The 25,468-nt window shown below is 67.4% G+C and carries 26 protein-coding genes, 1 tRNA gene and 1 riboswitch; of the genes, 12 read left to right on the top strand and 15 right to left on the bottom strand.

Going from position 1 to position 25,468, the window contains the following annotated elements:
* Positions 1-3: 3 nt before the first annotated feature.
* Positions 4-168, bottom strand: coding sequence for a CbtB domain-containing protein (locus tag ROH8110_RS15765; RefSeq protein ID WP_085819049.1), 165 nt, complete (start codon positions 166-168; stop codon positions 4-6).
* Between the two features lie 36 nt (positions 169-204).
* Positions 205-427: riboswitch (cobalamin riboswitch) on the bottom strand.
* 197 nt (positions 428-624) lie between these two features.
* On the opposite strand from ROH8110_RS15765, the gene smc reads away from it, so the two are divergent.
* Together smc and ROH8110_RS15755 are read left to right on the top strand one after the other, a co-directional pair.
* Positions 625-4,080 (top strand): chromosome segregation protein SMC, encoded by a 3,456-nt coding sequence (smc, locus tag ROH8110_RS15760; RefSeq protein ID WP_085818715.1) that lies wholly within the window; start codon positions 625-627, stop codon positions 4,078-4,080.
* 139 nt (positions 4,081-4,219) lie between these two features.
* A complete protein-coding gene (locus tag ROH8110_RS15755; protein ID WP_085818714.1) occupies positions 4,220-4,804 on the top strand; it encodes a hypothetical protein in 585 nt (194 codons plus the stop codon).
* 10 nt (positions 4,805-4,814) lie between these two features.
* Here the strand turns inward: ROH8110_RS15755 and ROH8110_RS15750 are convergent, their stop codons facing one another.
* A complete protein-coding gene (locus tag ROH8110_RS15750) occupies positions 4,815-6,008 on the bottom strand; it encodes a lytic murein transglycosylase (protein ID WP_085819048.1) in 1,194 nt (397 codons plus the stop codon).
* Between the two features lie 133 nt (positions 6,009-6,141).
* Here ROH8110_RS15750 and ROH8110_RS15745 point away from each other — a divergent pair, with 133 nt between their 5' ends.
* On the top strand, positions 6,142-6,750 hold the full coding sequence (locus ROH8110_RS15745; RefSeq protein WP_085818713.1) for a LysE family translocator: 609 nt from the start codon (positions 6,142-6,144) through the stop codon (positions 6,748-6,750).
* Here ROH8110_RS15745 and cbiB read toward each other — a convergent pair.
* The 4 genes from cbiB to ROH8110_RS15725 form a co-directional block, all read right to left on the bottom strand.
* Positions 6,747-7,655 carry an adenosylcobinamide-phosphate synthase CbiB gene (gene cbiB / locus ROH8110_RS15740; RefSeq protein ID WP_085818712.1) on the bottom strand — a complete coding sequence of 303 codons (909 nt, stop codon included), beginning with the start codon at positions 7,653-7,655 and terminating at the stop codon, positions 6,747-6,749. The two genes, ROH8110_RS15745 and cbiB, sit on opposite strands and share 4 nt — an antisense overlap.
* Positions 7,652-8,602 (bottom strand): threonine-phosphate decarboxylase CobD, encoded by a 951-nt coding sequence (cobD, locus tag ROH8110_RS15735; RefSeq protein ID WP_085818711.1) that lies wholly within the window; start codon positions 8,600-8,602, stop codon positions 7,652-7,654. The genes cbiB and cobD overlap by 4 nt, the downstream gene beginning before the upstream one ends.
* Before the next feature lie 5 nt (positions 8,603-8,607).
* On the bottom strand, positions 8,608-8,994 hold the full coding sequence (locus ROH8110_RS15730; protein ID WP_085818710.1) for a DUF1636 family protein: 387 nt from the start codon (positions 8,992-8,994) through the stop codon (positions 8,608-8,610).
* Between the two features lie 97 nt (positions 8,995-9,091).
* Positions 9,092-10,309 carry a bifunctional alpha/beta hydrolase/OsmC family protein gene (locus ROH8110_RS15725; protein ID WP_085818709.1) on the bottom strand — a complete coding sequence of 406 codons (1,218 nt, stop codon included), beginning with the start codon at positions 10,307-10,309 and terminating at the stop codon, positions 9,092-9,094.
* Between the two features lie 187 nt (positions 10,310-10,496).
* On the opposite strand from ROH8110_RS15725, the gene ROH8110_RS15720 reads away from it, so the two are divergent.
* Both ROH8110_RS15720 and ROH8110_RS15715 read left to right on the top strand, forming a co-directional pair.
* Entirely contained in the window at positions 10,497-11,282 is a 786-nt protein-coding gene (locus ROH8110_RS15720) for a GGDEF domain-containing protein (RefSeq protein WP_170156526.1), read from the top strand.
* Between the two features lie 52 nt (positions 11,283-11,334).
* Complete coding sequence (locus ROH8110_RS15715; RefSeq protein ID WP_085818707.1) at positions 11,335-12,546, top strand: glycerophosphodiester phosphodiesterase family protein; 1,212 nt, start codon at positions 11,335-11,337, stop codon at positions 12,544-12,546.
* A gap of 46 nt (positions 12,547-12,592) precedes the next feature.
* Here ROH8110_RS15715 and ROH8110_RS15710 read toward each other — a convergent pair whose 3' ends face one another.
* Positions 12,593-12,832, bottom strand: a complete 240-nt coding sequence (locus ROH8110_RS15710; RefSeq protein ID WP_085818706.1) for a type II toxin-antitoxin system Phd/YefM family antitoxin — start codon at positions 12,830-12,832, stop codon at positions 12,593-12,595.
* Positions 12,833-13,000: 168 nt separating this feature from the next.
* Complete coding sequence (gene hemE / locus ROH8110_RS15705) at positions 13,001-14,035, bottom strand: uroporphyrinogen decarboxylase (protein WP_085818705.1); 1,035 nt, start codon at positions 14,033-14,035, stop codon at positions 13,001-13,003.
* Between the two features lie 95 nt (positions 14,036-14,130).
* Between hemE and hemC the strand changes: the two genes are divergently transcribed.
* A complete protein-coding gene (hemC, locus tag ROH8110_RS15700) occupies positions 14,131-15,078 on the top strand; it encodes a hydroxymethylbilane synthase (protein ID WP_085818704.1) in 948 nt (315 codons plus the stop codon).
* 1 nt (position 15,079) lies between these two features.
* Here hemC and ROH8110_RS15695 read toward each other — a convergent pair whose 3' ends face one another.
* Positions 15,080-16,519 carry an FAD-binding oxidoreductase gene (locus ROH8110_RS15695; RefSeq protein ID WP_085818703.1) on the bottom strand — a complete coding sequence of 480 codons (1,440 nt, stop codon included), beginning with the start codon at positions 16,517-16,519 and terminating at the stop codon, positions 15,080-15,082.
* A 101-nt stretch (positions 16,520-16,620) separates the two neighbouring features.
* Between ROH8110_RS15695 and ROH8110_RS15690 the strand changes: the two genes are divergently transcribed.
* Both ROH8110_RS15690 and ROH8110_RS15685 read left to right on the top strand, forming a co-directional pair.
* A complete protein-coding gene (locus tag ROH8110_RS15690; protein WP_370738119.1) occupies positions 16,621-17,166 on the top strand; it encodes a glutathione peroxidase in 546 nt (181 codons plus the stop codon).
* Positions 17,167-17,235: 69 nt separating this feature from the next.
* Positions 17,236-17,312: transfer RNA gene (locus tag ROH8110_RS15685), tRNA-Met, on the top strand.
* Between the two features lie 46 nt (positions 17,313-17,358).
* On the opposite strand, the gene ROH8110_RS15680 is transcribed toward ROH8110_RS15685, so the two are convergent.
* Positions 17,359-17,778 carry an Rrf2 family transcriptional regulator gene (locus ROH8110_RS15680; protein WP_085818701.1) on the bottom strand — a complete coding sequence of 140 codons (420 nt, stop codon included), beginning with the start codon at positions 17,776-17,778 and terminating at the stop codon, positions 17,359-17,361.
* A gap of 241 nt (positions 17,779-18,019) precedes the next feature.
* On the opposite strand from ROH8110_RS15680, the gene ubiT reads away from it, so the two are divergent.
* From ubiT to ubiV, 3 genes are read left to right on the top strand one after another with little or no spacing between them, the layout of a single operon-like run.
* Positions 18,020-18,523 carry a ubiquinone anaerobic biosynthesis accessory factor UbiT gene (ubiT, locus tag ROH8110_RS15675; RefSeq protein ID WP_085818700.1) on the top strand — a complete coding sequence of 168 codons (504 nt, stop codon included), beginning with the start codon at positions 18,020-18,022 and terminating at the stop codon, positions 18,521-18,523.
* Complete coding sequence (ubiU, locus tag ROH8110_RS15670) at positions 18,520-19,539, top strand: ubiquinone anaerobic biosynthesis protein UbiU (protein ID WP_085818699.1); 1,020 nt, start codon at positions 18,520-18,522, stop codon at positions 19,537-19,539. Before ubiT ends, ubiU begins: the two co-directional genes overlap by 4 nt.
* 4 nt (positions 19,540-19,543) lie before the next feature.
* Positions 19,544-20,455, top strand: a complete 912-nt coding sequence (gene ubiV / locus ROH8110_RS15665) for a ubiquinone anaerobic biosynthesis protein UbiV (RefSeq protein ID WP_085818698.1) — start codon at positions 19,544-19,546, stop codon at positions 20,453-20,455.
* Positions 20,456-20,470: 15 nt separating this feature from the next.
* On the opposite strand, the gene modC is transcribed toward ubiV, so the two are convergent.
* The 5 genes from modC to ROH8110_RS15640 all read right to left on the bottom strand — a co-directional run bounded on the left by modC (position 20,471) and on the right by ROH8110_RS15640 (position 24,451).
* Positions 20,471-21,553 (bottom strand): molybdenum ABC transporter ATP-binding protein, encoded by a 1,083-nt coding sequence (modC, locus tag ROH8110_RS15660; protein ID WP_085818697.1) that lies wholly within the window; start codon positions 21,551-21,553, stop codon positions 20,471-20,473.
* Positions 21,550-22,242: a molybdate ABC transporter permease subunit gene (modB, locus tag ROH8110_RS15655; protein ID WP_085818696.1), complete on the bottom strand. Its 693-nt coding sequence runs from the start codon at positions 22,240-22,242 to the stop codon at positions 21,550-21,552. Before modB ends, modC begins: the two co-directional genes overlap by 4 nt.
* A gap of 9 nt (positions 22,243-22,251) precedes the next feature.
* The gene (gene modA / locus ROH8110_RS15650; RefSeq protein ID WP_085818695.1) at positions 22,252-23,028 is read right to left on the bottom strand and encodes a molybdate ABC transporter substrate-binding protein; all 777 of its coding nucleotides are present in this window, start codon (positions 23,026-23,028) and stop codon (positions 22,252-22,254) included.
* Positions 23,029-23,094: 66 nt separating this feature from the next.
* Positions 23,095-23,466 carry a winged helix-turn-helix domain-containing protein gene (locus tag ROH8110_RS15645; protein WP_085818694.1) on the bottom strand — a complete coding sequence of 124 codons (372 nt, stop codon included), beginning with the start codon at positions 23,464-23,466 and terminating at the stop codon, positions 23,095-23,097.
* A 31-nt stretch (positions 23,467-23,497) separates the two neighbouring features.
* Positions 23,498-24,451: a GlxA family transcriptional regulator gene (locus tag ROH8110_RS15640; RefSeq protein ID WP_085819047.1), complete on the bottom strand. Its 954-nt coding sequence runs from the start codon at positions 24,449-24,451 to the stop codon at positions 23,498-23,500.
* Between the two features lie 99 nt (positions 24,452-24,550).
* Here ROH8110_RS15640 and bcoG point away from each other — a divergent pair, with 99 nt between their 5' ends.
* The gene (gene bcoG / locus ROH8110_RS15635; RefSeq protein ID WP_085818693.1) at positions 24,551-25,465 is read left to right on the top strand and encodes a 3-dehydrocarnitine:acetyl-CoA trimethylamine transferase BcoG; all 915 of its coding nucleotides are present in this window, start codon (positions 24,551-24,553) and stop codon (positions 25,463-25,465) included.
* The last annotated feature ends 3 nt before the right edge of the window (positions 25,466-25,468 follow it).

Here is a 25,468-nt window from a genome sequence, read left to right as displayed (position 1 = left end):
GGTTCAGTGACAGGGAAAGCCGGTGGCGTGGCGCACGTCATGGGCGGCATCATGCAGCGCGGCGGCCTGCACGTGGCCCGCAAGCGTGATGATGCCAAGCCCGATCAGCATGGCGGCGACGAATGGCAATATGGTCGATACGACGTTGGATTGAGCCAATGTGCTCATGGTGGTCACTCCTTCTTGCCTCTCACCCGAGGCGTTGGGTTTCATCAAGCAAGGGCTGGTTTCCTGGCTTGCGGGTCATCGCCTGAACTGCCGCCTTCCCGGTGTCTTGGCCGGTGGCATGATGGCAGGGGCTCTCCGCTCACAGTCGCGGGGGCGGCTAACGATTGAGCGCCCGGATTGGGTCCGCCGTCACGTCATTCCCGAATTATCCCGTGAGGCGCTTTGCGCCCCGATGGGAACCTTTGCCCCTCCGGTATGACCGTCCCGGCGGGGGGGCGTCAAGGATGAACTGGTCACGACGTCACGCGCCGTCCGTCGCGCCATTTTCCGCCTGTTATGCATATATCTTGTGGATAACTGCGCCCAAACGCCCATATACAGGGGTTTGGCGTTGACAGAAGGGCTTTGCGCGCCCCACATTTCCCGCCATAGCGGAATCACGCGCCCGAGGTGCCCTTGCAGTTCACCAAGCTCAGACTGACCGGCTTCAAAAGCTTCGTCGACCCCACGGACCTGCATATCGCGCATGGTCTGACCGGGGTGGTCGGGCCCAATGGCTGTGGCAAGTCGAACCTGCTCGAGGCGCTGCGCTGGGTGATGGGCGAAAACCGCCCCACGGCGATGCGCGGCGGCGGCATGGAGGACGTGATCTTCGCCGGGGCCGCCACCCGCCCGGCGCGCAATTTCGCCGAAGTGTCGATCCATATCGACAATACCGACCGCCTCGCCCCCGCCGGGTTCAACGACTCCGACCATCTCGAGATCGTCCGCCGCATCACCCGCGATGTCGGCTCCGCCTACAAGGCGGGCGGCAAGGATGTGCGCGCGCGTGACGTTCAGATGCTCTTTGCCGACGCCTCGACCGGCGCGCATTCTCCCGCGCTGGTCCGCCAGGGGCAGATTTCCGAACTCATCAACGCCAAGCCCAAGGCCCGCCGCCGAATCCTCGAAGAGGCCGCCGGGATCTCCGGCCTCTATCAGCGCCGCCACGAGGCCGAACTGAAGCTCAAGGGCGCCGAACAGAACCTCGCGCGCGTCGATGACGTGATCGAACAGCTGGCCGGGCAGCTTGCGCAGCTGGCCCGCCAGGCCAAGCAGGCCGCCCGCTACCGCGCCATCGGCGAAGATCTGCGTCAGGCCGAGGGCCTGCTGCTCTATCGGCGCTGGAAAGAGGCGGACGAGGCCCGCGCCCGCGCCGAGGACGATCTGCGCGAACGCACCGCCGCCGCCGCCCGCGCCGAATCCGCCGCGCGCGAATCCGCCAAGGCCCGCGCCAAGGCCGAAGAAGCCCTGCCGCCCCTGCGCGAGGAGGAGGCCATCGCCGCCGCCATCCTGCAACGACTCGAGGTGCAGCGCGACAGCCTCAAGGAGCAGGAACAGAACGCCCGCGCCCGGATCGAGACGCTGGAAGGCCGCATCGAACAGCTTTCGCGCGACATCGAGCGCGAATCCGGGCTCAACCGCGACGCCGGCGAAACCATCGAGCGGCTGGAATGGGAGGCCCGCGAACTGGCCCGCGCCAGCGAAGGCCATGACGCCAAGCTCGCCGAGGCCGCCGCCGCCTCGCACGAGGCCGCGCAGGTGCTGCAGGACCGCGAGACCCAGCTCAGCCAGCTGACCGAGGACGTGGCCCGCCTTGCCGCGCGCCACCAATCGGCGCAACGCTTCCTCGAAGACAGCCGCAAGACCCTCGAGAAAAGTGAATCCGAAGCAGTCCGCGCACGCGAAGCCGCGTCGACCGCCCGCGAGGCGCTGACCCGTGCGGGCCATGATTACGAGGCCGCCCAGGCCGCCGAAGCCGCCGCCGTGGAAAAGGCCCAGAAGGCCGAAGACGCGCTCAACGCCGCCGATGAGGCCCGTGCTGAAACCCAGACCCGCGAGGCCACCGCCCGCGCGCAGCGCTCCGAGGCCGAGGGCGAGGTGAACGCGCTCTCTGCCGAAGTATCGGCGCTGGCGCGCCTGGTCGAGCGCGACACCGCCGAAGGCGGCCAGATCCTTGACCTCTTGCAGGTCGCGCCGGGTTACGAAAAGGCGCTCGGTGCCGCGCTCGCCGACGATCTGCGCGCGCCCCAGGTCGAGGCCGACGGGCCGACCGGCTGGGCGCTTCTGCCCGGTTATGGCACCTCCCAGACCCTGCCCGAAGGCGTCAGTGCCCTGTCGGCCCATGTCACCGTCCCCGAGGTGCTGGCGCGCCGCATGTCGCAGATCGGCCTGATCGATCCCGATGACGGACCGCGCCTGCAACCGCTTCTGAAACCCGGTCAAAGGCTGGTCACGACCGAGGGCGATCTCTGGCGCTGGGATGGCTATCGTGCCTGGGCCGAAGATGCGCCCTCCGCCGCCGCGCTGCGCCTCCAGCAGCTCAACCGGCTCGAGGAACTCAAGCAGCAGCTTGCCCATGCCACCGCCCGCGCCGAAGGCGCCGTGGCTGCGCATGACAGCCTGCGCGCCCGGCTCGCCGATCTGATCGAGGCCGACAAGCAGGCCCGCGAGGACCGCCGCACCGCCGATGCCGAACTCAATCAGGCGAACCGCGCCCTCAGCCGCGCCGAGGCCGACCGCAACCTGGCCCAGTCCAAGCTCGAATCGATGGGCCTCGCCGTGACCCGCCACGAGGAAGAGGCCATGTCCGCGCGTGCCCAGCTGGCCGAGGCCGAGAAGGGGCATGGCGAACTGGGCGACCTCGACTCCGCCCGCGCCGGGGTGGAGGACGTGAAAATGACGGTCGAGGCCGCGCGCATGACCATGATGGCGCGCCGCTCGAACCATGATGAACTGCGCCGCGAAGGCGAGGCCCGCACCCGGCGCGCGCAGGAAGTGACCAAGGAAATCAGCGGCTGGCGGCATCGTCTGGAAACCGCCGAGAAGCGCAGCGCCGAACTGGCCGAGCGCAAGGAAGCCTCCGAGGCGGAACTCGCCGAAGCCACCGCTGCGCCCGAGGACATCGCCGCCAAGCGCGCCGAACTCGGCACCGAGATCGACCGCGCCTCCGCGCGGCGCGCCGAAGCCGCCGATGCGCTGTCATCCGCCGAAGGCGCCCTGCGCGAGGCCGTGCTCGCCGAACGCGAGAGCGAGCGCGCTGCCTCGGAGTCGCGCGAGGCCCGCGCCCGCTCCGAGGCGCGCACCGACGCGGCGCGCGATGCGCGTGCCTATGCCGCCGAGCGCATCGCCGAGGAACAGGACACGACCCCCGAAGAGCTGCTTGAACAGCTTTCCGCCGATCCCGAAAAGATGCCACCCTCCGAAAGCATCGAGGCCGATGTGAACCGCCTCAAACGTCAGCGCGACGCGCTGGGCGCGGTGAACCTGCGCGCCGAGGAGGACGCCCGCGAGGTGCAGGAGGAACATGACAACCTCGCCACCGAGAAAGAGGATCTGGAACAGGCGATCCGCGAATTGCGCAACGGTATCGCCAGCCTCAACCGCGAGGGGCGCGAACGCCTGCTGACCGCCTTTGAACAGGTGAACTCGAACTTCACCATGCTGTTCCGGCATCTCTTCGGCGGCGGCGACGCCAATCTGGTGATGGTCGAAAGCGACGATCCGCTGGATGCCGGGCTTGAGATCATGTGCCAGCCGCCGGGCAAGAAACTGGCGACGCTCTCGCTCCTGTCCGGGGGGGAGCAGACCCTCACGGCGCTGGCTCTGATCTTCGCGGTGTTCCTCGCCAATCCCGCCCCGATCTGTGTGCTCGACGAGGTCGACGCGCCGCTCGACGACGCCAATGTCGGCCGCTTCTGCGATCTGCTCGACGAAATGTGCCGCCGCACCGAAACCCGCTTCCTCATCATCACCCACCACGCCGTCACCATGAGCCGCATGGACCGCCTCTTCGGCGTCACCATGGCCGAACAGGGCGTCAGCCAACTGGTCAGCGTCGACCTCAAGAAGGCCGAGGCGCTGGTCGCCTGATCGCCGGGGCGTGGTTGCCGGGGGGGCGCTGTTTCCTTCTCGTCACATAAGCGTGTGCGCGCGCGCGCCTGTCTCGACAAGCGGGGGCGCAGCGGCTAGCTCTGCGCTCGGTTTTCGTTCAACAATCCGGGCTTGGTTCATGCAGATCTGCTTACGTCTCCTGTCGCTTCTCGCCATTCTGACCCTCGCAGCCTGTTCGTCCGGCCCCTATGGCCCGGTCCTGCCGACCGATCAGGAGGTCGCCGAACTCGCACATGAGATTCGCTCGCTCGGGCCGGATGTGGACCCCGAAGAGGCGCAGCGCGCCGCCCGGATCGCCTATGAATACCCCTATGAGCTGTCGCAGGAATACCAGATCACCGACCGCCCGCTCGTGCACAACACCAAGGTGAACATGGGGGTTAAACCGCGCGGGCTTTGCTGGCACTGGGCGATGGACATGGAGGCCCGCCTCAAGCGGGAGCGCTTCGAGACGCTGCAGATGCACCGCGCCGTCGCCAATGCCCACAATATCCGCCTCGAACACAGCACCGCCATCATCAGCGCCAAGGGCGACCCGATGCAGAAGGGCATCGTTCTGGACCCGTGGCGCAAGGGCGGTCGGCTGTTCTGGGCGCATCTGCGCGACGACACGCGCTACAAATGGGTGCCCCGCGCGCAGGTGCTGGCCGACAAGTTCGGCCCCGAACGCGCGCAGGAACTGCTGGCGCGCGTCGCCGACTGACGGCGCGCCCCTACAGCCGATCCAGCAGCGCCCGCGTCGGCCATGCATCGGCGGGCAGGCCCAGTTCCTGCTGGACCTCCTGCACCGCCTCGCGCGTGCCCGCGCCAAGGATTCCGTCGATCCCGCCCACATCGTGACCCCGCGCCGCCAGCTTGCGTTGCAGCGCCTTCATCTCCTCGCCCGACAGGCCCGGTTCGGGCTGCCCCGCATCGAAAACCGGCGCGCCTTCCAGGCGGTTGGCGAAATAGGCGGCGGTCAGCACATAGACAAAGCTCTGGTTCCACTCGAAATAGACCCGGAAATTGGGATAGGCCAGAAAGGCCGGCCCGCCGCGCCCCTGCGGCACCAGGATACTGGCCGGCAGATCGCCCGCGATCTCGCCGTGGCGCGGGCGCACGCCCATCGCCTGCCAGTCGCGCGCCGGCTTCTTCGTGCGCAGCCCGGTCTCGGCCCAGTCCATGCCCTCGGGCAATGTGACCTCCTGCAACCAGGGCTCATGCGCCCGCCAGCCCAGCCCGGCCAGCATCGAGGCCCCCGACAGCAGCGCATCCTGCGGCGATCCCTTGAGGTCCACATGCCCGTCGCCATCGCCATCGGTGCCATGTTCCAGGATATCCTCCGGCAGCATCTGCACCATGCCGATCTCGCCCGCCCATGCGCCCTTGGTGCGTTGCGGGCTGAAATCGCCGCGCTCGTAAAGCGTCATCGCGGCAAAGATCTGCGGGCGGAACAGATGCGGGCGGCGGCAGTCATGCGCCAGCGTCACCAGAGCGTCGCGGGTGTTGAAATCACCCTGCACCGCGCCGTAATCCGTCTCGAACGCCCAGAACGCCAGCAGGACACCCCTGTCGATCCCGTATTCCCGCTCGATCCGGTCGAACACCGCGTCATGACGCCGTGACAGCTCCTGCCCCCGGTTCAGGCGATTCGCGCTGATGAGGCGGCGGGCGAAATCCACGAAGGGCATCTGGAAGACCCCCTGTCGCCGGTCCGCATTCAGCACCGACTGATCCTTGCGCACCCCGGCAAGAAAGCCGTTCACCGCCTGCCTGTCATGGCCGCGCGCCACCGCTTCATCTGCCAGCGCCGCAACGAACTGCTGAAATCCGCCGCCGCATTGCTGCGCCTTGGCAGGCAGGGGAGCAAGCGCGGCAAGGACCATGCCGGTCAGGCATGGGGCGGCAAGGCGGGCAATCAGGCGCATATGGTTCGTCCTCACGTCATCCATTCGCGCACAGCCTAGGCCATCCCCGCGCCCGGCGAAACCGCATGATCCGGGTCGCCTGTGCGCACGCGCCAAGGCATCTTGCCCATGCAACCCCACCCGGAGCCACCCCATGATCGACTGGACCGCCGCGCTATTGCTGTTCCTTTTCCCGCTCGCCTACAGCCCCGGCCCCGGCAACATGGTGTTCGCCGCCAATGGGGCGCGCTTCGGCCTCTGGCGCACGCTGCCCGCCAGCGCCGGGTATCACATCGCCACCTGGGGGGTGACGCTGTTGATCGGGTTCGGCTTCGCCACCGGGCTCGAAAGGCTCCCCTCGGTGATGAGCCTCCTGCGCTGGGCCGGGGCGGCGTGGCTGCTGTGGCTGGCCTTCGGCTTTCTTCGTGCCGGGGCGGGTGGCGCGGGGCAGGGCGCGCGCCCGCTCGGGGCGCTGGGTGGTGCGCTTCTGCTGTTGCTCAATCCCAAGGCCTACATGATCATCGCGCTGATGTTCTCGCAGTTCCTGCCGACCGCGCCGCAGGGCGGCGGGCTCTCGGGCGCGGGTGCGGTGCTCTGGATCACGACATTCTTCACGCTCAACAACCTGATGGCCTTTACCCTCTGGACGGTGGCGGGCGCGCGCCTTGCCGCGGCCTTTCGCATCGACCGTCAGGCGCGGCGCATCAACACGGGCTTCGGGATCGCGCTGGCACTCGTGGCGCTCTGGCTTCTGCTGGGCTAGAGCAGCAGCGCCAGCACGATGCACAGGGCCAGTGCCGCGCCCCATGCGCGCCACAATGCGGTGCAGGCGGCCTCGACCTCATTCGGGCCGATCGCCTTTTGTCCGAATCCGTTCACATAGGGAAAATACCGCATCGCCCCGTCATAGGATCGCGGCCCCGACAGCGCCACGCCCAGCGCGCGCGCCATCGCCGCTTCGGGCCAGCCCGCATTGGGCGAACGGTGCAGCCGTGCATCCGCCGCGATCGCCTTCCAGCCGCGCAATCCATGCGTCAGCGCGATCAACCCCGCCGTCAGCCGCGCCGGGATCACGTTGAGCACATCATCCAGCCGTGCCGCCGCCCAGCCAAAGCGCTCGTAACGCGCATTGCGATAGCCGATCATCGAATCGGCGGTGTTGACCAGCTTGTAAAGAAACAGTCCCGGCAGCCCCGCCACCAGAAACCAGAAGGCCGGGGCGATCACCCCGTCGCTCAGGTTCTCGGCACCCGATTCAATCGCCGCGCGCGCCACGTCGGGGGGCTGCATGGCGGCGGTATCGCGCCCCACGATCATCGCGACAGCGCGCCTGCCCGCGTCCGGCGACATCCGCAGCCCGTCACTGACCGCGCGCAGATGATCGACCAGACTGCGCTGTGCCAGCAGCACCGCGACGGCGATCATTTCGACCGGCCAGCCGAACAGGCCCAGGACCGTGCCGGTCAGCACCGCGCCCGCGCACAGCAATACCAGCGCCGCGATCCCCTTCAGGCGCCGTGCGCCGCCACGGTTCAGCCGCGCCTCGAGCCAGGCCACCGCTTGCCCCATCACCACCGCCGGATGCGGCGCGCGCGCCCAGATCCAGCGCGGCTCGCCCAGCGCCGCGTCCAGCAGCATCGCCAGCACCAGGATTGCCGCGCCGCTCATAATGCTGCCTCCAGCCTGTCCCATGCGCCGGGCGCGGGCAGGCCAAGGCGCAGCCAGTCAGCGGCATAGGGAAAACAGCGGCTCCAGATATGGTGTTTCGCCAGCCGCGCCTGCCATCCGGCGGCGTCACCGACCCGGTAAAGCCGGAACAGCGCGCAGCCCCCCGCCAGTTCCGCGCCCGCGCCCTGCATCAACCCGTCAAGCCGCGCCGCGTCGCGGTCCAGCCGCTTGCGCGTGCGCGCCGCCCAGCCCGTGTCATTCAGCGCCAGTTCCCCCACCGCCAGCGCCGGGCCCGAGACCGGCCACGGCCCCAGCAGCTCGCGTAGCCGCGCGATCAGCTCCGGCGCGCCGATGGCAAAGCCCAGCCGCAGACCGGCGAGGCCCCAGAACTTGCCGAAACTCTTCAGCACGATCACCCCCGGCGTGTCCGCATGGGCAATCAGCGATCTTTCGGGGCGGATATCCGCAAAACTCTCGTCGATGACGGTCAAAGGCGCGCCCAGCGCCTCCGCGCCATGCCAGTCGCCGGTCGGATTGTTGGGATTGACGATGACCCGCGCCGCGACCTCACTGGCCTTGGCGGTTTCCGCCACCTCCCAGCCATGCGCCGCGAAGGCGGCGGCATGTTCGTTATATGTGGGCGGTGCGATATGCACCCTTCCTGCTCCGGTCAGCGCGGGCAGCCGAGCGATCAGGGCCGACGCCCCCGGTGCCGCCAGGATCGCCGCGCCGTCGGGCACATTCCAATGATTGCGCGCGGCGCGCTCCAGCGCGGCGCTGGCGGCGCTGTCGGGCAGCGCGCTCCAGGCATCGTCGGGCAGGGGTGGCACGGGGTAGGGCAGCGGGTTGATCCCGGTCGAAAGGTCGATCCAGCCCGCGCGCACGCCTCCGTGGCGCGCCAGCGCCGCATCGAGCCCCCCGCCGTGATCGCGCGCCGCGCCACCCATGGGAATCAGCCCCCGGCGCCGGAATCGGTGTCCGGCAGCGGCGGGTGGCGGGTCACGAAATGTCCCTTCACCCCTGCGGGCCACTGGCGATACGGCACCTGGCCGTTGTCGCTCTCGCGGTGCAGCTCGGCATAACCGACGATGGCGGCGGCGGATTCGTCGTCCGGGGTGAAACGGCCCAGCGTATAGGACAGCTTGCCCTGCGCCTGGATGGTGACGTTGCAGCCATGAGCGCAGCCCATCAGGCACGAGACCCGCCGCGTTTTCACGTCGAGCCCCGCAGCGTGCTTTTCCACCAGTTCGGCCATGTCCTCGCCATGCGTGCGCTCGTGGGTTCCGGCGTCCCAATCGTCGCGTTTGCAGGTGTCGCAGATGGTGATCCAGGTGGTCATGTCGGGCCTTTCCAAGCGTTCATGCGTCCTTGAAACCGGATTCGGCCGCTCTGGCAAGCGCGGTTTGCCCGCCCGTCGCCGCAGCCCTCACGCGGGCTCAGCCCGCCGCCGCCTGTGTCACGATCTCCGAACGCCGCTCCAGCGTGCGGTGGACAGGGCAACGATCGGCGATCTCCATCAGGCGGGCGCGCTGTTCATCGTCCAGATCGCCCTCCAGCCGCACCGCCCGCGTGAAACGGTCGGCCTTTTCATCCGTCCCGGTCCCGGCATCCTGCGCATGCACCTTGTCATGGTTCACTTCGACACTCACATGATCCAGCGGCCAGCCCTTGCGCCGCGCATACATGCGGATCGTCATCGAGGTGCAGGCCCCCAGCGCCGCGGACAGGAACCCGTAGGGCGACATGCCCTGCCCGGTGCCGCCATAGGCCTCGGGCTCGTCCGCCAGCAGGTGGTGGCGCGGGCCTGACTGGATGTCCTGCAGGAACCCGTCCGGGTCGGCCTCGCTGACGCGCACAACGCCTTCGGGGGCGCCGGGCGGCGGCGCGGGGGCGCGCAGATCAAGGTAGCGCGCTGCCCAGGCGGCGATCACCCCGGCGGCATATTCGGCGTCCCGCGCGCCCGAGATCAGGTGATCGGCATCGTCCAGCGTGACAAAGCTCTTGGGGTGCTTCGCGGCCTTGAATATCTCGCTGGCATTCTCGATCCCGACCACGGCGTCGCGCGGCGCATGCAGCACCAGCAGCGCGCGCCCCAGGCCGGCGATATCGCCCGCCAGGTCCTCGCTGCGCACGCTTTGAACGAAATCGCGGCCCACGCGCACCGGCCGCCCCCCGAGGTCGACCTCGGCGCTTCCCGCTGCCTCGATCCGTTCCAGCGCGTCGCCGAAATTGTGCAGCACATGGCCCGGATCGAACGGCGCACCCAGCGTGACGACCGCCTTGACGCTCTTGATCTTGCGCGCCGCGCGCAGCACCGCCGCACCCCCCAGCGAATGCCCGATCAACAGCCCCGGCGTCATGCCGCGCGCCTCAAGCGCCTCTGCGGCCAGCACCAGATCATCGACATTCGAGGTAAAGGACGTCTCGGCGAAACGGCCCTCGGATTGTCCGAGGCCGGTGAAATCGAAGCGCAGCACCGCAATGCCCGCCGCCGCCAGCCGCGCTGCGATGCGCCGCGCGGCATGGCTGTCCTTGGAGCAGGTGAAACAATGCGCCAGAACCGCCGTCGCCAGATGCGGCCCCTGGGGCATGTCCAGCCGTGCGGCCAAGGCCTCGCCGGAATGGCCGGTGAAGGTGAATCGCTCGCTCGACATGGCGCGCCCTTTCCTTGCTGTGCCTCTCAAGGGTAGGTGCTCGGCCCGCCTGCGGCCAGAGATGTGACCGTCCCGTCACGCCAAGGTGAAGATTTACGCCAAATTCTAAGCGCTCCGAGGGCGCGGGCAGAGGCTTTGTTAATACCTGCCCGCCATCGTGACGGCACCCGAAGCGATGGATGCGCCAATGCGACTGCTGCTCAAGACCCGCAACGATGTCCGACTGTTCACCGCCGTCACGGTGGCCGGGATCGTGCTGGGCACGCTGGCGCTGCATGCCGTTATGACACCGCGCGATCTGCTGATACGCACATGGCCGGTCGCGGCGGCGGTGGCGGCGATGCTGGCCGGGCCGCTGGTTTATATCCTCGGCATCCGCATGGCCGAGGCACAGCGCCTCGCGCAGCGCCTGTCCGAAGCGGTCAGCTTCGATTCCCTGACCGGCGCGCAGACGCGCGACAGCTTCCATGCGCGCGTTGCCGCCATGGCGCGCGGGCCGATGACCCTGATCGTGGCGGATATCGACCATTTCAAATCGGTGAATGACAGGTTCGGCCATCCCGGCGGCGACGCGGCGCTGCAACAGGTGGCGCAGCGGCTGATGAACCATTGCCGCGCGGGCGATCTGGTGGCGCGGTTCGGGGGCGAGGAATTCGTCATCCTCCTGCCGCGCACCGGGATGTCCAGCGGGCTGCGCGTGGCCGAACGGCTGCGCACCACCATTCGCGACACACCGCTCAGGATCGGCGCGCGCGCGGTGCAGGTGACCGCCAGTTTCGGGGTCGCCTCACTGACCGATCCGCGCCGCGTCGAGCTGGCCATTCGCGCCGCCGATGCCGCCCTTTACCGCGCCAAGGAACAGGGCCGCGACCGGGTCTGCCGTGGCGGCCCCGATCCCGTGCCGCCGCCTGCGCCCGACGCCAAGGCGCAGCACTTTCACACAAGATTGGCACAAACGTCACAATCCCGTTGAACGGCACAGGTCTAGGTCGGCGCATCACCCACACACGCTCAAGAGGGAATCGATGCGTATCCTGACAAACACCGCCCTTGCCGCCGCGCTCGCCGCCAGCGCCTCCGCCGCCACCGCTGCCGATCAGCTCACCTACGGGCCGCGCCCCGCCTACCTGATTGATCGGATGCAGGACGGTGCGCTCAAGGACAGGCTCGGCGCCTGTCTCGGGCAGACACCGAAGGTTTCGCAATTCTCGATCGGCCACCGCGGCGCGGCGATGATGTTCCCCGAACATACCGCCGAATCCTACCGTGCCGCCGCGCGCATGGGCGCGGGCATCCTGGAATGCGACGTGACCTTCACCGCCGATCACGAACTGGTCTGCCGCCATGCGCAGAACGATCTGCACACCACCACCGATATCCTGGCCTCGGACCTCGCGGATACCTGCGTCCAACCCTTTGCCCCCGCTTCGGGCGATACACCCGCCAAGGCCGAATGCCGCACCTCCGAGATAACACTCGACCAGTTCCAGAGCCTCACCGGCAAGATGGACGCCGCCGACACATCGGCCACCACGGTCGCGGATTACATGAACGGCACCGCGGGCTGGCGCACCGATCTTTACGCCACACAGGGCGGCACGCTCATGACCCATGCCGAGTCGATCGAACTGATCGGGTCGCTCGGCGCCAAATTCACGCCCGAGCTCAAGACCCCCTCGGTCGAGATGCCCCATGACGGCTTCAGCCAGGCCGACTACGCCCAGAAGATGATCGACGAATACAAGGCCGCCGGTATCCCCGCCTCGGATGTCTGGGCACAAAGCTTCAATCTCGACGATGTCCTCTACTGGATCGAAAACGAACCCGATTTCGGCGCGCAGGCGGTCTACCTTGTCCAGTGGCATGACGGTTTCGACGAACAGGATCCCGAAACCTGGCAACAGGATTTCGCCGCGCTCAAGGATCAGGGCGTCAATTTCCTTGCCCCTTCGATGAACATGCTGGTCACGCCCGAGGATGGCGATTTCACCGCCTCCGCCTATGCGCTGGCCGCGCGCGAGGCCGGGCTTTCGCTGATCACCTGGACGCTGGAACGCTCCGGCCCGCTTACCTCGGGGGGCGGCTGGTATTTCCGCTCGGTCGCGGATGTGACCGACAGCGACGCCGATTACTTCAACATCCTGCGCGCGCTGCACGAGGATGCCGGGGTCGTCGCCGTCTTCAGCGACTGGCCCGCCACGGTGACCTATTACGCCAACTGCATGGGTCTCGACTGAGCCTGCGAAACCCGCCGCGATCCGCGCGTGCCCCAAGGGGCGCGCGCTACAACCGTCCTGCCTTCAGCGCCCTGAACTCGCGCATCCGCTCGGCGTGACGTTCCTCCAGAAATTCCTCGCGATTGCGCTCGACCTCTTCCAGCGCGTTGAAATCCTTCATGCTGACCAGCGCGCCGATCGGCTGGCCGTGGCGTGTCAGCACCAGCCGGTCGCCGCTGGCAAGCTGATGATCCAGCCAGGGCCTCAGCTGCGCGCGAAACCGGGTGATGGGAAGCTCGGTGAACATCTTTCTTGTGCCTCCTGCATGGGTGATCCGGGCAGGATGGAACAGAAGGGTTAACAACGCCCGAGCGATGCGCGCGCCGTTCCGCGATTGCGGTTCTGTACGCAACCCGGACGTCCGGCGCGGTTTTCTGTGCAAAACCGGCGTACAAAACGTGCGTTTTGTACGCGATCAGGCGCCGCGGACCGTGTCGATCATCAGCTGCACGTTCTCGGGGTCCGCATCGGGCGTGATGCCGTGGCCAAGGTTGAAGATATGCGGCCCGTTTCGGAACGCCTCGACGATTCGCTTCGTCTCGCGCACCAGCGCCTCGCCACCCGTAACCATATGACTTGACTTGAGATTCCCCTGAACGCAGCCGGACACCTGGATATGCTCTGCGGCCCATTCGGGGCTGACGGAATCATCCACCGCCACGCAGTCGGCGCCGGTTTCCTCGTGGAATCCGATGTATTTATCGCCCGCCTGACGCGGAAAGGCGATGACCGGAATGCCCGGATGGCGCGCTTTCAGCTCCTTGATGATGCGTTTTGCAGGGGCGGTCGCGTAATTGTCGAAATCTTCACCTTTCAGCGATCCCGCCCAGCTGTCGAACAGCTTGACGCATTCCGCACCGGCCGCCACCTGCGCCGAGAGATACTCGATCGTGGCCTCGGTCAGCCGCTCCATCAGCGCGTCGAAAAGCGGTTTGTTTTCAGCCTTCAAGGCATGGGCCGGACCTTGGTCCGGGGTGCCGCGCCCGGCGATCATGTAGGTCGCCACCGTCCAGGGCGCACCGGCGAATCCGATCAGCGTGGTGTCGGCGGGCAGCGCGCCCGAAAGGTTGCGCACGGTCTGGTAAATCGGGGACAGCGTCTCGTGGATGTCGCCCGCCGGTTTCAGCGCATCGAACCCGGCTTGTTCCGTGATCGTCGAAAGGCGCGGCCCTTCCCCCGTGACGAACCACAGATCGGCGCCAAGCGCTTGGGGAACAAGCAGAATATCGGCAAACAGGATCGCCGCATCAAAGCCATAGCGGCGGATCGGCTGCAAGGTGACTTCGGTCGCCAACTCGCTGTTGTAACACAGCGAAAGGAAATCCCCCGCCTTCTCCCTGGTCGCCCGGTATTCCGGCAGATACCGCCCGGCCTGCCGCATCATCCAGATCGGCGGTGTCTCCAGCGTTTCACCGGCAAGGGCTCTCAGGATTGTTTTCTGGGCGGCCATGTCATCCTCCGTTTGCGCAGGTCGTCGCCCCCCGGCGTCATAATGTCAAGCACCCTGCGCTTGTCAGAGCCTTCGGACATGGCTAGACCACCGCCATGACACGAGATTTGCCGACACCCGATACCCCGATGAAGCTGGGCACCCGCGGCTCGCCGCTGGCGCTGGCGCAGGCCCATGAAACCCGCGACCGGCTGGCCGCGGCCTTCGATCTGCCGCAGGAGGCCTTCGAGGTCGTGGTGATCAAGACCACCGGCGACCGGATCATCGACCGCCCCCTCAAGGAGATCGGCGGCAAGGGCCTCTTCACCCGCGAGATCGAGGAGGCCCTGCTGAAAGGCGAGATCGACATCGCCATCCACTCGATGAAGGACATGCCGGTTCTTCAGCCCGAGGGGTTGTCGCTCGATACCTATCTTCCGCGCGAGGACGTGCGCGACGCCTTCGTGTCGCCCCATGTGCGCGGGCTCGCCGATCTCGAGCCGGGCGCCAGGGTTGGCACCTCGTCGCTCCGGCGACGGGCACAGGTGCTGGTGGCCTATCCCCATCTCGAGGTGGTGGAATTCCGCGGTAACGTCCAGACCCGGCTGCGCAAGCTCGATGACGGTGTCGCCGCCTGCACCTTCCTCGCGATGGCCGGGCTCAACCGGCTCGGGCGCGCCGATGTGGCCACCGCCGCCATCGCCCCCGAGGAAATGCTGCCCGCCGTCGCCCAGGGCGCCATCGGCATCGAGCGGCGCGCCGATGACACCCGCGCCGCCGAGATGCTCTCGGCGATCCATGATGCCCATACCGGCCAGCGGCTTGCGGCCGAACGGGCGTTCCTTGCGGCGCTTGACGGCTCGTGTGAAACCCCGATCGCCGGTCTGGCCGAGATCGACGGCGGCACGCTGCGCCTGCGCGGGCAGGTGCTGCGCCCCGATGGCAGCGAGGCGCTGGACGACGATCAAAGCGGCCCTGTCGAGGACGGCGCCGCCCTTGGCCGCGAGATGGGCGTGAAACTGCTGGAGCGCGCAGGCCCCGGTTTCTTCGACTGGCGCGTCTGATCTAGTCGCTGTTGTCGGCGGGCAGAACCTTGCCGGGATTCATGATCCCATTGGGGTCCAGCGCCTGCTTGATCGCCCGCATCGCCGCCAGCGCAGCGGGGTTCTTGAACCGCCGCATCGCCGGTTGCTTGGCCAGCCCGATCCCGTGCTCGGCAGAAAACGTGCCGCCAAGGCGCACCGCTTCTTCATCCACCGCGGCCTTGATCGCCTTGTGAACCGCCGGGTCCTGGCTCGAGGGCCAGCCTGCGAAATGCAGGTTACCATCGCCCAGATGCGCGACACAGATCGGCGTCAATCCGGGGTCCAGCTCAAGCGCCCGCGCGGTGATGCGCTCGTGCAGGACCTGCATCTTGTCCAGCGGCACGGCCACGTCGTTGTCGATCACATCCGGGCGCAGCCGCGCGACCTCGGCCGAGGCCTCCCGCCGCGCCCACATCTCGCGGCGCTGTGTTTCGGATTGCGCCACCACCGCGTCCAGCAAGGCGCCCTCCTCGAAGAGCCCCGTCAGTACCTCTTCCAGCTGCGCCGCCACCGGGGTCTGCCCGTCGGGGCCGGGGGTGGCGTCGCGCGGCGCCAGCGCGCCCAGTTCCACAAGGATATTCACGTCATGGCGCGCCTCGAAGGGCGGGCGCGCCTCGGGGTGCCGTTCCAGATAGGCATCCATGAACAGGCCCGGCATGAATTCGAACGCCTCGACCGCGCCGCCGCTTTCCTTTTGCAGACGGTTCAACAGCGCCAGCCCGTCATTCAGCGACGCGACCGCCACCGTGGCCGTCGCATAGGCCAGCGGCTTCGGATGCAGCTTGATCACGGCGGCGGTGATGATCCCCAGCGTGCCCTCGGCCCCGATCAGCAGATCGCGCAGGTCATAGCCCGAATTGTCCTTGTGCAGCTCGCTCATCAGGTCGACGATCTCGCCATTGGGCAAAACCGCCTCCACCCCAAGGCACAGATGCCGCGTGCTGCCATAGCGCAGCACGTTGGACCCGCCCGCATTGGTCGACAGCGCGCCGCCGATCATCGCCGAGCCGCGCGCGCCGAAAAACAGCGGAAAGATCAACCCGTGCTCTTCGACCGCATCATGGATGCGCGACAGGATCGCCCCCGACTCGACAATGGCGATGCGCGCCTCCGGGCGGATCTCGCGGATCGCCGACATCCGGTCCAGCGACAGCATGATCGCGCCCTCGCCACAGGTGCCCTCGACCAGCCCGGTATTGCCCGAAACCGGCACGATCGGGGTGCCGCTGCGATTGGCCAGCCGCACGATCTGCGCAACCTCCTCGGTGTTGGCGGGGCGGGCAACCGCCAGCGGCGTCCAGCGCGCGTGCCCTGTCCACTCGCGCGACCAGGGTTCGGCATCCTTGCCGGTGATCACTTGCGCCGCGCCGACAATGGCGCCAAGCGCCTCGATGAGGTTTTCGTCTGTGTCCTGTGTCATGGCGCCGAAGATGCGTCAGCCCCGGCGCGGATACAAGTCACCTCTGGACCCACCTTCGCCGCGTGCTACTTATCACTGGAACCTTGCGAAGGATGAACCCCATGCCGCCCCTGTTTCGCCGCCTCCATGCGGCCCTTGCCCTGCTTGTCGCGCTGCTGGCCGCACCCGCCCTTGCCGCGCCGCCCGATTGGAGCTTCGAGTCGATCGACGGCGGCACGCTCTCGCTTGCCGATTGGCGTGGTCAGCCGGTGCTGGTGGTCAATACCGCCTCGCGCTGTGGCTTCACGCCCCAGTATGACGGGCTTCAGGCGCTTTATGACCGCTATCGCGACCGCGGGCTGGTGGTGCTGGCGGTGCCATCGCAGGATTTCAAGCAGGAGCTTGCCAGCGACGCCGAGGTGGCCGAATTCTGCGAGATCAATTTCGACCTCGACATGCCGATGACCACCATCACCCATGTGCGCGGCGCGCAGGCCCATCCGTTCTATCGCTGGGTGGCCGAAACCGCCGGGTTCCAACCGGCATGGAACTTCAACAAGATCCTGCTTGCCCCCGATGGCAGTGTCGCGGGAACCTGGGGATCGGTGGTCAAGCCCGGCGCCGCGCGGATCACCAGCCAGATCGAACCGCTCCTTCCCGGTGGCTGAGCGCCCGCGAGAATCCGGTTTTTTCGCCTTGACGCAACGCACCGCCTGTCATACCTACCGCCTCGTTCTGGCGGAGTAGCTCAGTTGGTTAGAGCAGCGGAATCATAATCCGCGTGTCGGGGGTTCAAGTCCCTCCTCCGCTACCACACCATCCCGATCCCTCGAATATTGATCGCGCTGTGCGCGCCGCCGCTATGGCTTTGCCATCACGCGGGGCAGGGCGATATCGGCCAGGCTGTGCCGGTCCAGTTCCGTCAGAAAGGCCGCTTCGGCGGCATGCAGATGTCCCTTGAGGCGGCATTGCCCGTCGATGGTGCAGGCTCCGCCATCCGCGCCCATGCATTCCACCAGCGGCTGCCCGACCTCGAGCTTGCGCACGATGTCGCCCAGCCGGATCGTCTGTGCGGGCTGCGCCAGGACCGCGCCGCCGCCGCCACCCCGCCGCGTTTCGACAAGCCCGGCACGCGCCATGTGTTGCATGATCTTGGACAGGTGGTGGCGCGACAGCCCGAACTCCTCGGCCAGATCGGCGGTCGAGAACGCCCGTTCGGGCGCGCTGGCCATCCGCATCAGCATCCGCAGGCCGAAATCGGTGAAGGAGGTGAGACGCATGGTCGCTGCTATCCGGCTGGAGTCGGCATTTACAATACCTATTAACAGCACTAGACGAATTTGCATAGACGGGGCTGGATATCCCGTCGTCCCGGCGCGCCCCGGCGCGCTGACGAAAGGACCGATCCATGCCAGGAACCGCCCCGATGCACGCCGCCGCGCCACGCCAGTGCCGCGCCGGTCGCATGAGGTCCGTTCATTGGCCCGGCAACCGCCTCTCAGACAGACCGGAGACCCCGACATGACCGATATCTCGGCACCGCGCCCGCGCGCGGCGTTTTCCGCCTTGCTTCCAACCGCGCCGCTGCGCGCGCTCCTGCAGCCCGTTCTTCAGCGCGTGGTGCGCCGTATCGCGGCGCGTCATCCCGGCATGTTCGCGCGCATCGCGCCCTATCAGCAGGCCGATTTCCTGATTGTCGCCAGCGAACTCCCGTTCGCCCTGCATCTGCGCCCCGATCCGCAGGCGCCGCTGTTTCGCGCCGTGCCCCGCGATCCGCTCCCGGCCCATGACGCGCGGATCGAGGGACCGTTCATGCTGCTTCTCAGCCTCGTGGATGGCGAGACCGATGGCGATGCGGCGTTCTTTTCGCGTGACCTGGTGATCTCCGGGAATACCGAAGCCGTGGTCAGCCTGCGCAACGCGCTCGACGATGTGGAGGGCTCGATCGCCCAGGATACCGCCGATCTCTTCGGCCCTCCGGGGCGCATGCTGCTCGATGCGCTGCGCCAGAGGAGCGCGCCATGAACGCCCCGGCCGACTTCTCGCAGGCGGGCGAGCTGGTCTGCCCCGCCGGCACGCCCGCGGCGCTGCGCACGGCGGTCGATGCCGGGGCCGATACGGTCTATTGCGGCTTTCAGGATGCCACCAATGCGCGCAACTTTCCGGGGCTGAACTTCACGCTGCCCGAGCTCGAGGCTTCGGTCGCCTATGCCCATGCGCGTGGCGCCAAGGTGCTGCTGGCGCTCAATACCTATCCGCCTGCGGGCAAGTTCGATCTGTGGCGCGCGGCGGCGGCCAATGCGGCGCGGCTTCAGGTGGATGCCTGCATCGTCGCCGACATGGGTGTCGCCCGCCACATCGCCACCGAGCACCCCGGCCTGCGGCTGCATCTTTCGGTGCAGGCGGCGGCCTCCAGCCCCGAGGCGATCCGCTATTACTGCCAGCATTTCGGCGTCAAGCGGGTGGTGCTGCCACGCATCCTGACGATCCCGGAGATCCGCGCCATCAAGCAGGAAATCCCCTGCGAGATCGAAACCTTCATCTTCGGCAATCACGGGCTCATGGTCGAAGGGCGCTGTTCGCTGACCAGCTGGCTGACCGGCGAGTCGACCAACATGGACGGGGTCTGTTCGCCAGCGGGCAAGGTCACCTATGAAGAGGATGCCAATGGCGGGCTGCGTTCCTGCCTTGGCGGCTTCACCATCGACCGTTTCGCCCCCGACGAGACCGCGGGCTATCCCACAATCTGCAAGGGGCGCTATGCCGCGCCGCACCGACCCGAGGGCTATTATGCTTTTGAAGAACCGGTCAGCCTCAACCTGGCGCGGCTCCTGCCCGACCTGATGGGCGCGGGCGTCCATGCCTTCAAGATCGAGGGGCGGCAGCGCTCCAAAAGCTATGTGCGCAAGGTGGTCGGCGCGTTTCGTGCGGCGGTCGATGCCGTGCGCGCCGGGGCCACGCCTGACCTTGCCGACCTGGTCGCCCTCACCGAAGGGCAAAAGGAAACCCAGGGCGCCTTCCAGACCAAGAAATGGAGATAGAGCGATGGAGCTGACGCTGGGGCCGCTGGCCTATCACTGGACACCGGAACGCCGGGCCGATTTCTACGCGCGCATCGCCGATGAGGCACCCGTTTCGACGGTCTATCTGGGCGAGGTGATCTGCTCCAAACGCGCGCCCTTCTTCGAGCGCGAGATACCCCGGATGATCGAGCGGCTTACCCGCGCTGGCAAGCGGGTGGTGCTCTCCTCGCTGGCCGAGGTCATGCTCAAGCGCGAGCGTCAGGCCACCGACGGGCTGATGGAAATCGAGGAGCACGAGGTCGAGATCAACAATGCCGCCGGGCTTCTGGCGCGGGGCGGGCGGGCGCATCGCGTGGGGCCATTCCTCAATGCCTATAACGAGGCCACGATAGACTGGATGGCGGGGCAGGGGGCGACCCATGTCTGCCTGCCCGCCGAAATGCCCCGCGACGCGGTCGCCGTCGCCGCGCAGGCCGCCGCCACGCTTGGCGTCGGGGTCGAGGTGCAGGTGTTCGGCCGCGCGCCGCTGGCGGTCTCGGCGCGCTGTTATCATGCGCGCGCGCATGGCCGGACAAAGGACAACTGCAAGTTCATCTGCGAGGACGACCCGGACGGCATGCCCCTGTCCACGGGCGACGGTCAGCCGATCCTGCGCGTGAACGGCATCCAGACCCAATCCGAAAGCTATATCGAACTGCTACAGGAACTGAGCGGCATGGGCGCGCTTGGCATCACTCATGCCCGGCTGATGCCGCAGGATGTGGATATGGTCGCCGTGGCGCATGTGTTCGACGAGGTTCTGGGTGGGCGTATCGACCCTGATGAGGGGCGCGCGCGGCTTTCGGCGATCTGCACGGGCACGTCCTTCAGCAACGGGTTCTGGCATGGCGAGGCGGGTTATCGCCATATCAGCCGCCGTGCCGACGCGGCCTGAATCCCGGGCGCGGTTCTAGTCCTGGCCGCCGATATCCTGCGGCGCGATGGCGACGCTCTTGATGATGGCGTGGCAGTGCATTCCCTCGGCCAGCCCAAGCGTCTTGGCGGACCGTTGCGTGATCCGCGCGAGGATGCGCCCGGCGGGGGTCGCCAGCGACACGATCGCCCCCGGCCCCTCGCCGGGGCGGACCTGCTCGATGGTGCCGGGAAGGATATTGAGTGCCGACACGCCCTCGGGCCTTGCGCGCGACAACATCACCTCCTGCGCGGCAATACGCAGGCGTATGGTTTGCCCTGCCGACTGCACCACCCGCGGCACGAAAAGCGGCACGCCACCGGCATCGAGCTCGCTCAGTCCGTCATCGTGATGCGCCACCACCCGCGCCGACAGGACCGCGCCCATGGCCCGCGCACCCAGCGGCGTCAGCATCGGATCGCCCAGAACGTCGGCGGCGGGGCCTTGCCCCGCAACACGGCCATTTTCCAGTGCAACCACCGTGGTCGCCAGCCGCGCCACCTCGGCGGCGGAATGGCTGACATACAGGATCGGTACCGCCGCCTCGTCGCGCAGGCGCTCGAAATAGGGCAGGATCTCGGCCTTGCGCGCATCATCCAGCGCCGCCAGCGGCTCATCGGCCAGCAGGATTCCCGGATCGCCCAGCAATGCGCGCCCGATGGCGACGCGCTGGCGCTCGCCCCCCGACAGCGCACCGGGGCGGCGATCCAACAGGTCGCCGATCCCCAGCATCTCGACCACCTGCCCGAAATCGGCGCGCGTACCCTTGCGGAACCAGCGGCTGAACTTGAGGTTCTGGCGCACGCTCATATGCGGAAACAGCCGCGCCTCCTGGAACACATATCCCAGACCCCGGCGATGCGGCGGCAGGTCCACGCGGCCCGCACTGTCCAGCAGGGTTTGCCCATCCACCGCGATACGCCCCTCATCGGGTCTCAGCAGACCTGCCACCGCATTGATGACCGTCGTCTTGCCCGATCCCGAACGCCCGAACAGCACCGTCAAGCCGGGCGGCGCCTCGAAATCCACATCCAGCATGAAATCCCCGAATGAATGTCTGATGCGCACCGCGAGCGTCATGTTCCCGAAACCCTTTTGGCCGCTCGCCGCGCCAGCCATTCCGACATGATCAGCGCCCCCATCGCCACCACGACCGAGACCACAACCAGCCGCATCGCCGAGGATTCACCCCCCGGCACCTGCAAGAAGGCATAGATCGCCGTGGGCACCGTGCGGGTTTCGCCGGGGATGTTTGAAACGAAGGTGATCGTCGCGCCGAACTCGCCCATTGCCTTGGCGAAGCCGAGGATACTGCCCGCGATGATCCCCGGCAGGATCAGTGGCAGCGTGACCGTCACGAAGACCCATACCCGCGATGCCCCCAGGACCGATGCCGCCTGTTCCAGCTTCGGATCGACCGCCTCGATCGACAGGCGGATCGCGCGCACCATCAGTGGAAAGCCCATAACCGCCGCCGCCAGCGCCGCGCCGGTCCAGCGAAACGCCAGCACGATCCCGAAATCCTGCAACAGCGCGCCCACCGGCCCCTTGGTGCCGAAGGTCAACAGCAACAGGTAGCCCGTCACTACCGGCGGCAGGATCAGCGGCAGGTGCACCAGCCCGTTCAACAGCTGCTTGCCCGGAAAATGCCAGCGTGCCAGCGCATGGGCGATGAACACGCCAAAGGGCAACGCCACCAGCGTTGCCCAGAACGAGACCCTCAGCGACAGCGCCACGGCCTCCCATTCCTGCGGTTCAAGCCATCCCATGCGGTCGCGTTACTCCTGCACCACGATGAACCCCTGTCGCTCGAAGGCCGTGCGCGCTTCGGGACCGCGCAGGAATTCAAGAAACGTCGCCACGGCCTCGCTCTCGCGTCCCGCAATACGTGCCGCAGGGTAGACAATCGGGGGGTGGCTCTCGGCGGGGAAGGTGCCCACGACCGTCACGTTATCGCTGGCCGACGCATCGGTCGCATAGACGATGCCGTAGGGCGCTTCGCCGGTCGCCACCAGCGCCAGCGCGGCGCGCACATTGTCGGCCTGCGCCACATCGCGGGCGATGCCATCCCACAGCCCCAGCGATGTCAGCGACGCCTTGCCATAGATCCCGGCAGGCACCGCATCGACCATCGCCATCGCCAGCCGTCCGCCATCCAGCAACCCCGCCATGTCCATGCCGGGGCCGATATCGACCTGCGGCGCATCGGACCCGTGCGCGATCAGCACGATGGCGTTGTTCAAGAGATCGAACCGCGTGCCCTCCGCGATCAGCCCTTCGGATTCCAGGGTATCCATCCATCCCGGATTGGCCGAGATGAACACATCCGCCGGGGCGCCCAACTGGATCTGGCGCGCCAGCGCCGACGATCCTGCCAGTGACACCACAAGCTCATGACCGCTTGCGGCCTCGAACCGGTCCTCCACGTCCTGCATGGCGTTGGTCATGCTGGCGGCGGCAAAGACCGTGACGCTGTCGGCCCGCGCAATGGTTGCGGGCAGCAGCGCGGCGGCCAGTATGGCGGCAATCGCGCGGCGCGTGGATGTAAGGCTCATCTGGTTCCCTCAGCAAAGCGATATGTTTCACCGGGAATATCGAAAGTGCCACCCGCAAGGCAAGCGTTATTTTCCATCGGGAATATCGCGCAGCATCCCCGTCAGCCGCGCGATATGGTCCGCGCCAGCGGTTCTCGAGGCCTCCTCGAGACCCCGGAACTCTGCCAGAACCGCTTGCCCGGTCTCGGTCACCACGGCCCCGCCGCCGCGCGCGCCGCCGCGCGTGCTTTCGACCAGCGGAGCGCGGAACATCGCGTTCATCGTCTCGACCAACTGCCAGGCCCGCTTGTAGCTCATGCCCATCCCACGCCCCGCCGCCGCGATCGACCCCGTCTCGGCGATCCGCTCCAACAGCTCGGCCTTGCCCGGTCCCAGCATCTCGTTGCTGGCAAAGACAAGGCGCAGGCGAAATCGGGGGGCGTTCGTGGGTTCTGTCATGGCGCAATTCTGCGCCGAAACCGTGGGCGGCTCAAGCGCTTGCGCGCAGTTGCGACGGCGTCGCCCCGTAAAGGCGGCGCACCGCCCGCGTCAGCGCGGCGGGGCTGTCATAACCGCTGCGCAGCGCGATTTCCGCGATGCCGAGGCTGGTGGTTTCCAGCATCCGCCGCGCCGCCGCAAGGCGCAGATGGCGATAGACCGCACCGGGCGGCGCGCCCAGGGTCGCGCGAAACCGCCGGTCCAGCGTGCGCGCCTGGCATGACAGCCTGCGCGCCAGCACCGACTGCGGCAGGGGCCGTTCGGTGTTCTGGCGCATCAGGCTCAGCGCCCGGTGCACCAGCGGATCGCTCACCGCCTGGCGTTCACGCGGCATCGCCACCGGCGGATCGCCATGAATGAACAGTGATTCCACATCCAGCCGCGCCGCCAGCCCCAGGTGATCCGCAATCAGCCCCAGCGTCAGATCAAGCGCCGACATCGCCCCCGCACAGGTCCACCAAGGCCCGTCGCGCAAGACCCTTGCGCGCTCGGCTTCGACATCGAGGAACCGCTCGGTAAAGGCGTCCAGCAGGTCCCAATGCACCGTCGCCCGCCGCCCCGCCAGCAGCCCCGCCGCCGCCAGCAGCCACGGCCCCGCATCCAGCGCCACGACCGCGCCCGCCTTGCGCGCCGCCACCCGCAACGCCCGCCGCGTCGCGCCCGAATCATGCGCCTCGTGGTAATAGCTGGCCAGCACGAACAGGTAATCGGCGTTGCCCTGCATGTCGGGCAGGGCGGCGTGGGGCATCACCTGCATCCCGCTCGAGGACAGCACCGGCGCGCCCGATGGTGTCACGATCTGCCAGTCAAAGGCGCGCGCCCGCGTGATCGTGTTGGCTGCGCGCAACGGCTCCAGGCAGTTCGCCAGGCACAGGTTCGAGAACTCATCAAAGAGCAGAAAGGTGATGCGCACCGGCGCGTCCGTGGTTTTTGTCCATTCAGGCATGATAATTGTCTGATACTGCATATGCGATCCGGCCACCAGCGGGTTACCCTTCGCGCAACTCATGCCATCGCATGACCCGCAGCAGATCAGGAGGACCCCATGCCGCTTGCCATGAACCGCGAGGTTTTCATCACCTGTGCCGTGACCGGCTCGGGCGCGACCCAGGACCGCAGCCCGCATGTGCCCCGCTCGCCCCGGCAGATTGCAGACAGCGCCATCGCCGCCGCCAAGGCCGGGGCCGCCGTGGTCCATTGCCATGTCCGCGACCCCGAAACCGGCGCGCCCTCGCGTGATCGCGGGTTGTTTCGCGAAGTCACCGACCGGATCCGCGACTCGGACACCGATGTTGTGCTGAACCTCACCGCCGGGATGGGCGGCGATATCACCTTCGGCGGCATCGACGCACCGCTGCCGGTGGACGAGGCGGGCACCGACATGGCCGGCGCCAGCGAACGCGTCGCCCATGTCGCCGACTGCCTGCCGGAAATCTGCACCCTCGATTGCGGCACGATGAACTTCGCCGAGGCCGATTACGTCATGACCAATACGCCGGGGATGTTGCAGGCAATGGGCCGCATGATGACCGAACTGGGGGTGAAACCCGAGATCGAGGCCTTCGACACCGGCCACCTGTGGTATGCCAAGCAACTGGTCAAGGACGGCATCCTTGAACCCGACGCCCTGGTTCAGCTCTGCATGGGCGTGCCCTGGGGCGCGCCCGATGACCTCAACACCTTCATGGCGATGGTCAACAACATCCCTTCCGAGTGGACCTTTTCGGCCTTCGCCCTGGGGCGCAACCAGATGCCCTATGTGGCCGCCAGCGTGCTGGCGGGCGGCAATGTGCGCGTCGGGCTCGAAGATAACCTGATGCTCGACAAGGGCGTGCTGGCCGAGAACTGGCAGCTTGTCGAACGCGCCGCCGGGATCGTCGAGAACCTTGGCGCGCGGGTGATCGGCCCCGACGAAGTCCGCCAGAAGCTGAACCTGCGCAAACAAGCGCCCAAGGGCTGAGCG

It is taken from the genome of Roseovarius halotolerans, assembly GCF_900172255.1.
In the GTDB taxonomy this organism is placed as follows: Bacteria; Pseudomonadota; Alphaproteobacteria; order Rhodobacterales; family Rhodobacteraceae; genus Roseovarius; species Roseovarius halotolerans.
Note: the sequence above shows the minus strand (reverse complement) of the source record. Positions and strands in the feature narration are given on the sequence as shown.

Excerpts from the sequence above, each read along its gene's own strand:
- ROH8110_RS15765 (WP_085819049.1), bottom strand. The coding sequence starts at position 168 with ATGAGCACATTGGCTCAATCCAACGTCGTATCGACCATATTGCCATTC.
- ROH8110_RS15755 (WP_085818714.1), top strand. The coding sequence starts at position 4,220 with ATGCAGATCTGCTTACGTCTCCTGTCGCTTCTCGCCATTCTGACCCTC.
- ROH8110_RS15750 (WP_085819048.1), bottom strand. The coding sequence starts at position 6,008 with ATGCGCCTGATTGCCCGCCTTGCCGCCCCATGCCTGACCGGCATGGTC.
- ROH8110_RS15745 (WP_085818713.1), top strand. The coding sequence starts at position 6,142 with ATGATCGACTGGACCGCCGCGCTATTGCTGTTCCTTTTCCCGCTCGCC.
- cbiB (WP_085818712.1), bottom strand. The coding sequence starts at position 7,655 with ATGAGCGGCGCGGCAATCCTGGTGCTGGCGATGCTGCTGGACGCGGCG.
- cobD (WP_085818711.1), bottom strand. The coding sequence starts at position 8,602 with ATGGGTGGCGCGGCGCGCGATCACGGCGGGGGGCTCGATGCGGCGCTG.
- ROH8110_RS15730 (WP_085818710.1), bottom strand. The coding sequence starts at position 8,994 with ATGACCACCTGGATCACCATCTGCGACACCTGCAAACGCGACGATTGG.
- ROH8110_RS15725 (WP_085818709.1), bottom strand. The coding sequence starts at position 10,309 with ATGTCGAGCGAGCGATTCACCTTCACCGGCCATTCCGGCGAGGCCTTG.
- ROH8110_RS15720 (WP_170156526.1), top strand. The coding sequence starts at position 10,497 with ATGCGACTGCTGCTCAAGACCCGCAACGATGTCCGACTGTTCACCGCC.
- ROH8110_RS15715 (WP_085818707.1), top strand. The coding sequence starts at position 11,335 with ATGCGTATCCTGACAAACACCGCCCTTGCCGCCGCGCTCGCCGCCAGC.
- ROH8110_RS15710 (WP_085818706.1), bottom strand. The coding sequence starts at position 12,832 with ATGTTCACCGAGCTTCCCATCACCCGGTTTCGCGCGCAGCTGAGGCCC.
- hemE (WP_085818705.1), bottom strand. The coding sequence starts at position 14,035 with ATGGCCGCCCAGAAAACAATCCTGAGAGCCCTTGCCGGTGAAACGCTG.
- hemC (WP_085818704.1), top strand. The coding sequence starts at position 14,131 with ATGACACGAGATTTGCCGACACCCGATACCCCGATGAAGCTGGGCACC.
- ROH8110_RS15695 (WP_085818703.1), bottom strand. The coding sequence starts at position 16,519 with ATGACACAGGACACAGACGAAAACCTCATCGAGGCGCTTGGCGCCATT.
- ROH8110_RS15690 (WP_370738119.1), top strand. The coding sequence starts at position 16,621 with ATGCCGCCCCTGTTTCGCCGCCTCCATGCGGCCCTTGCCCTGCTTGTC.
- ROH8110_RS15680 (WP_085818701.1), bottom strand. The coding sequence starts at position 17,778 with ATGCGTCTCACCTCCTTCACCGATTTCGGCCTGCGGATGCTGATGCGG.
- ubiT (WP_085818700.1), top strand. The coding sequence starts at position 18,020 with ATGACCGATATCTCGGCACCGCGCCCGCGCGCGGCGTTTTCCGCCTTG.
- ubiU (WP_085818699.1), top strand. The coding sequence starts at position 18,520 with ATGAACGCCCCGGCCGACTTCTCGCAGGCGGGCGAGCTGGTCTGCCCC.
- ubiV (WP_085818698.1), top strand. The coding sequence starts at position 19,544 with ATGGAGCTGACGCTGGGGCCGCTGGCCTATCACTGGACACCGGAACGC.
- modC (WP_085818697.1), bottom strand. The coding sequence starts at position 21,553 with ATGACGCTCGCGGTGCGCATCAGACATTCATTCGGGGATTTCATGCTG.
- modB (WP_085818696.1), bottom strand. The coding sequence starts at position 22,242 with ATGGGATGGCTTGAACCGCAGGAATGGGAGGCCGTGGCGCTGTCGCTG.
- modA (WP_085818695.1), bottom strand. The coding sequence starts at position 23,028 with ATGAGCCTTACATCCACGCGCCGCGCGATTGCCGCCATACTGGCCGCC.
- ROH8110_RS15645 (WP_085818694.1), bottom strand. The coding sequence starts at position 23,466 with ATGACAGAACCCACGAACGCCCCCCGATTTCGCCTGCGCCTTGTCTTT.
- ROH8110_RS15640 (WP_085819047.1), bottom strand. The coding sequence starts at position 24,451 with ATGCCTGAATGGACAAAAACCACGGACGCGCCGGTGCGCATCACCTTT.
- bcoG (WP_085818693.1), top strand. The coding sequence starts at position 24,551 with ATGCCGCTTGCCATGAACCGCGAGGTTTTCATCACCTGTGCCGTGACC.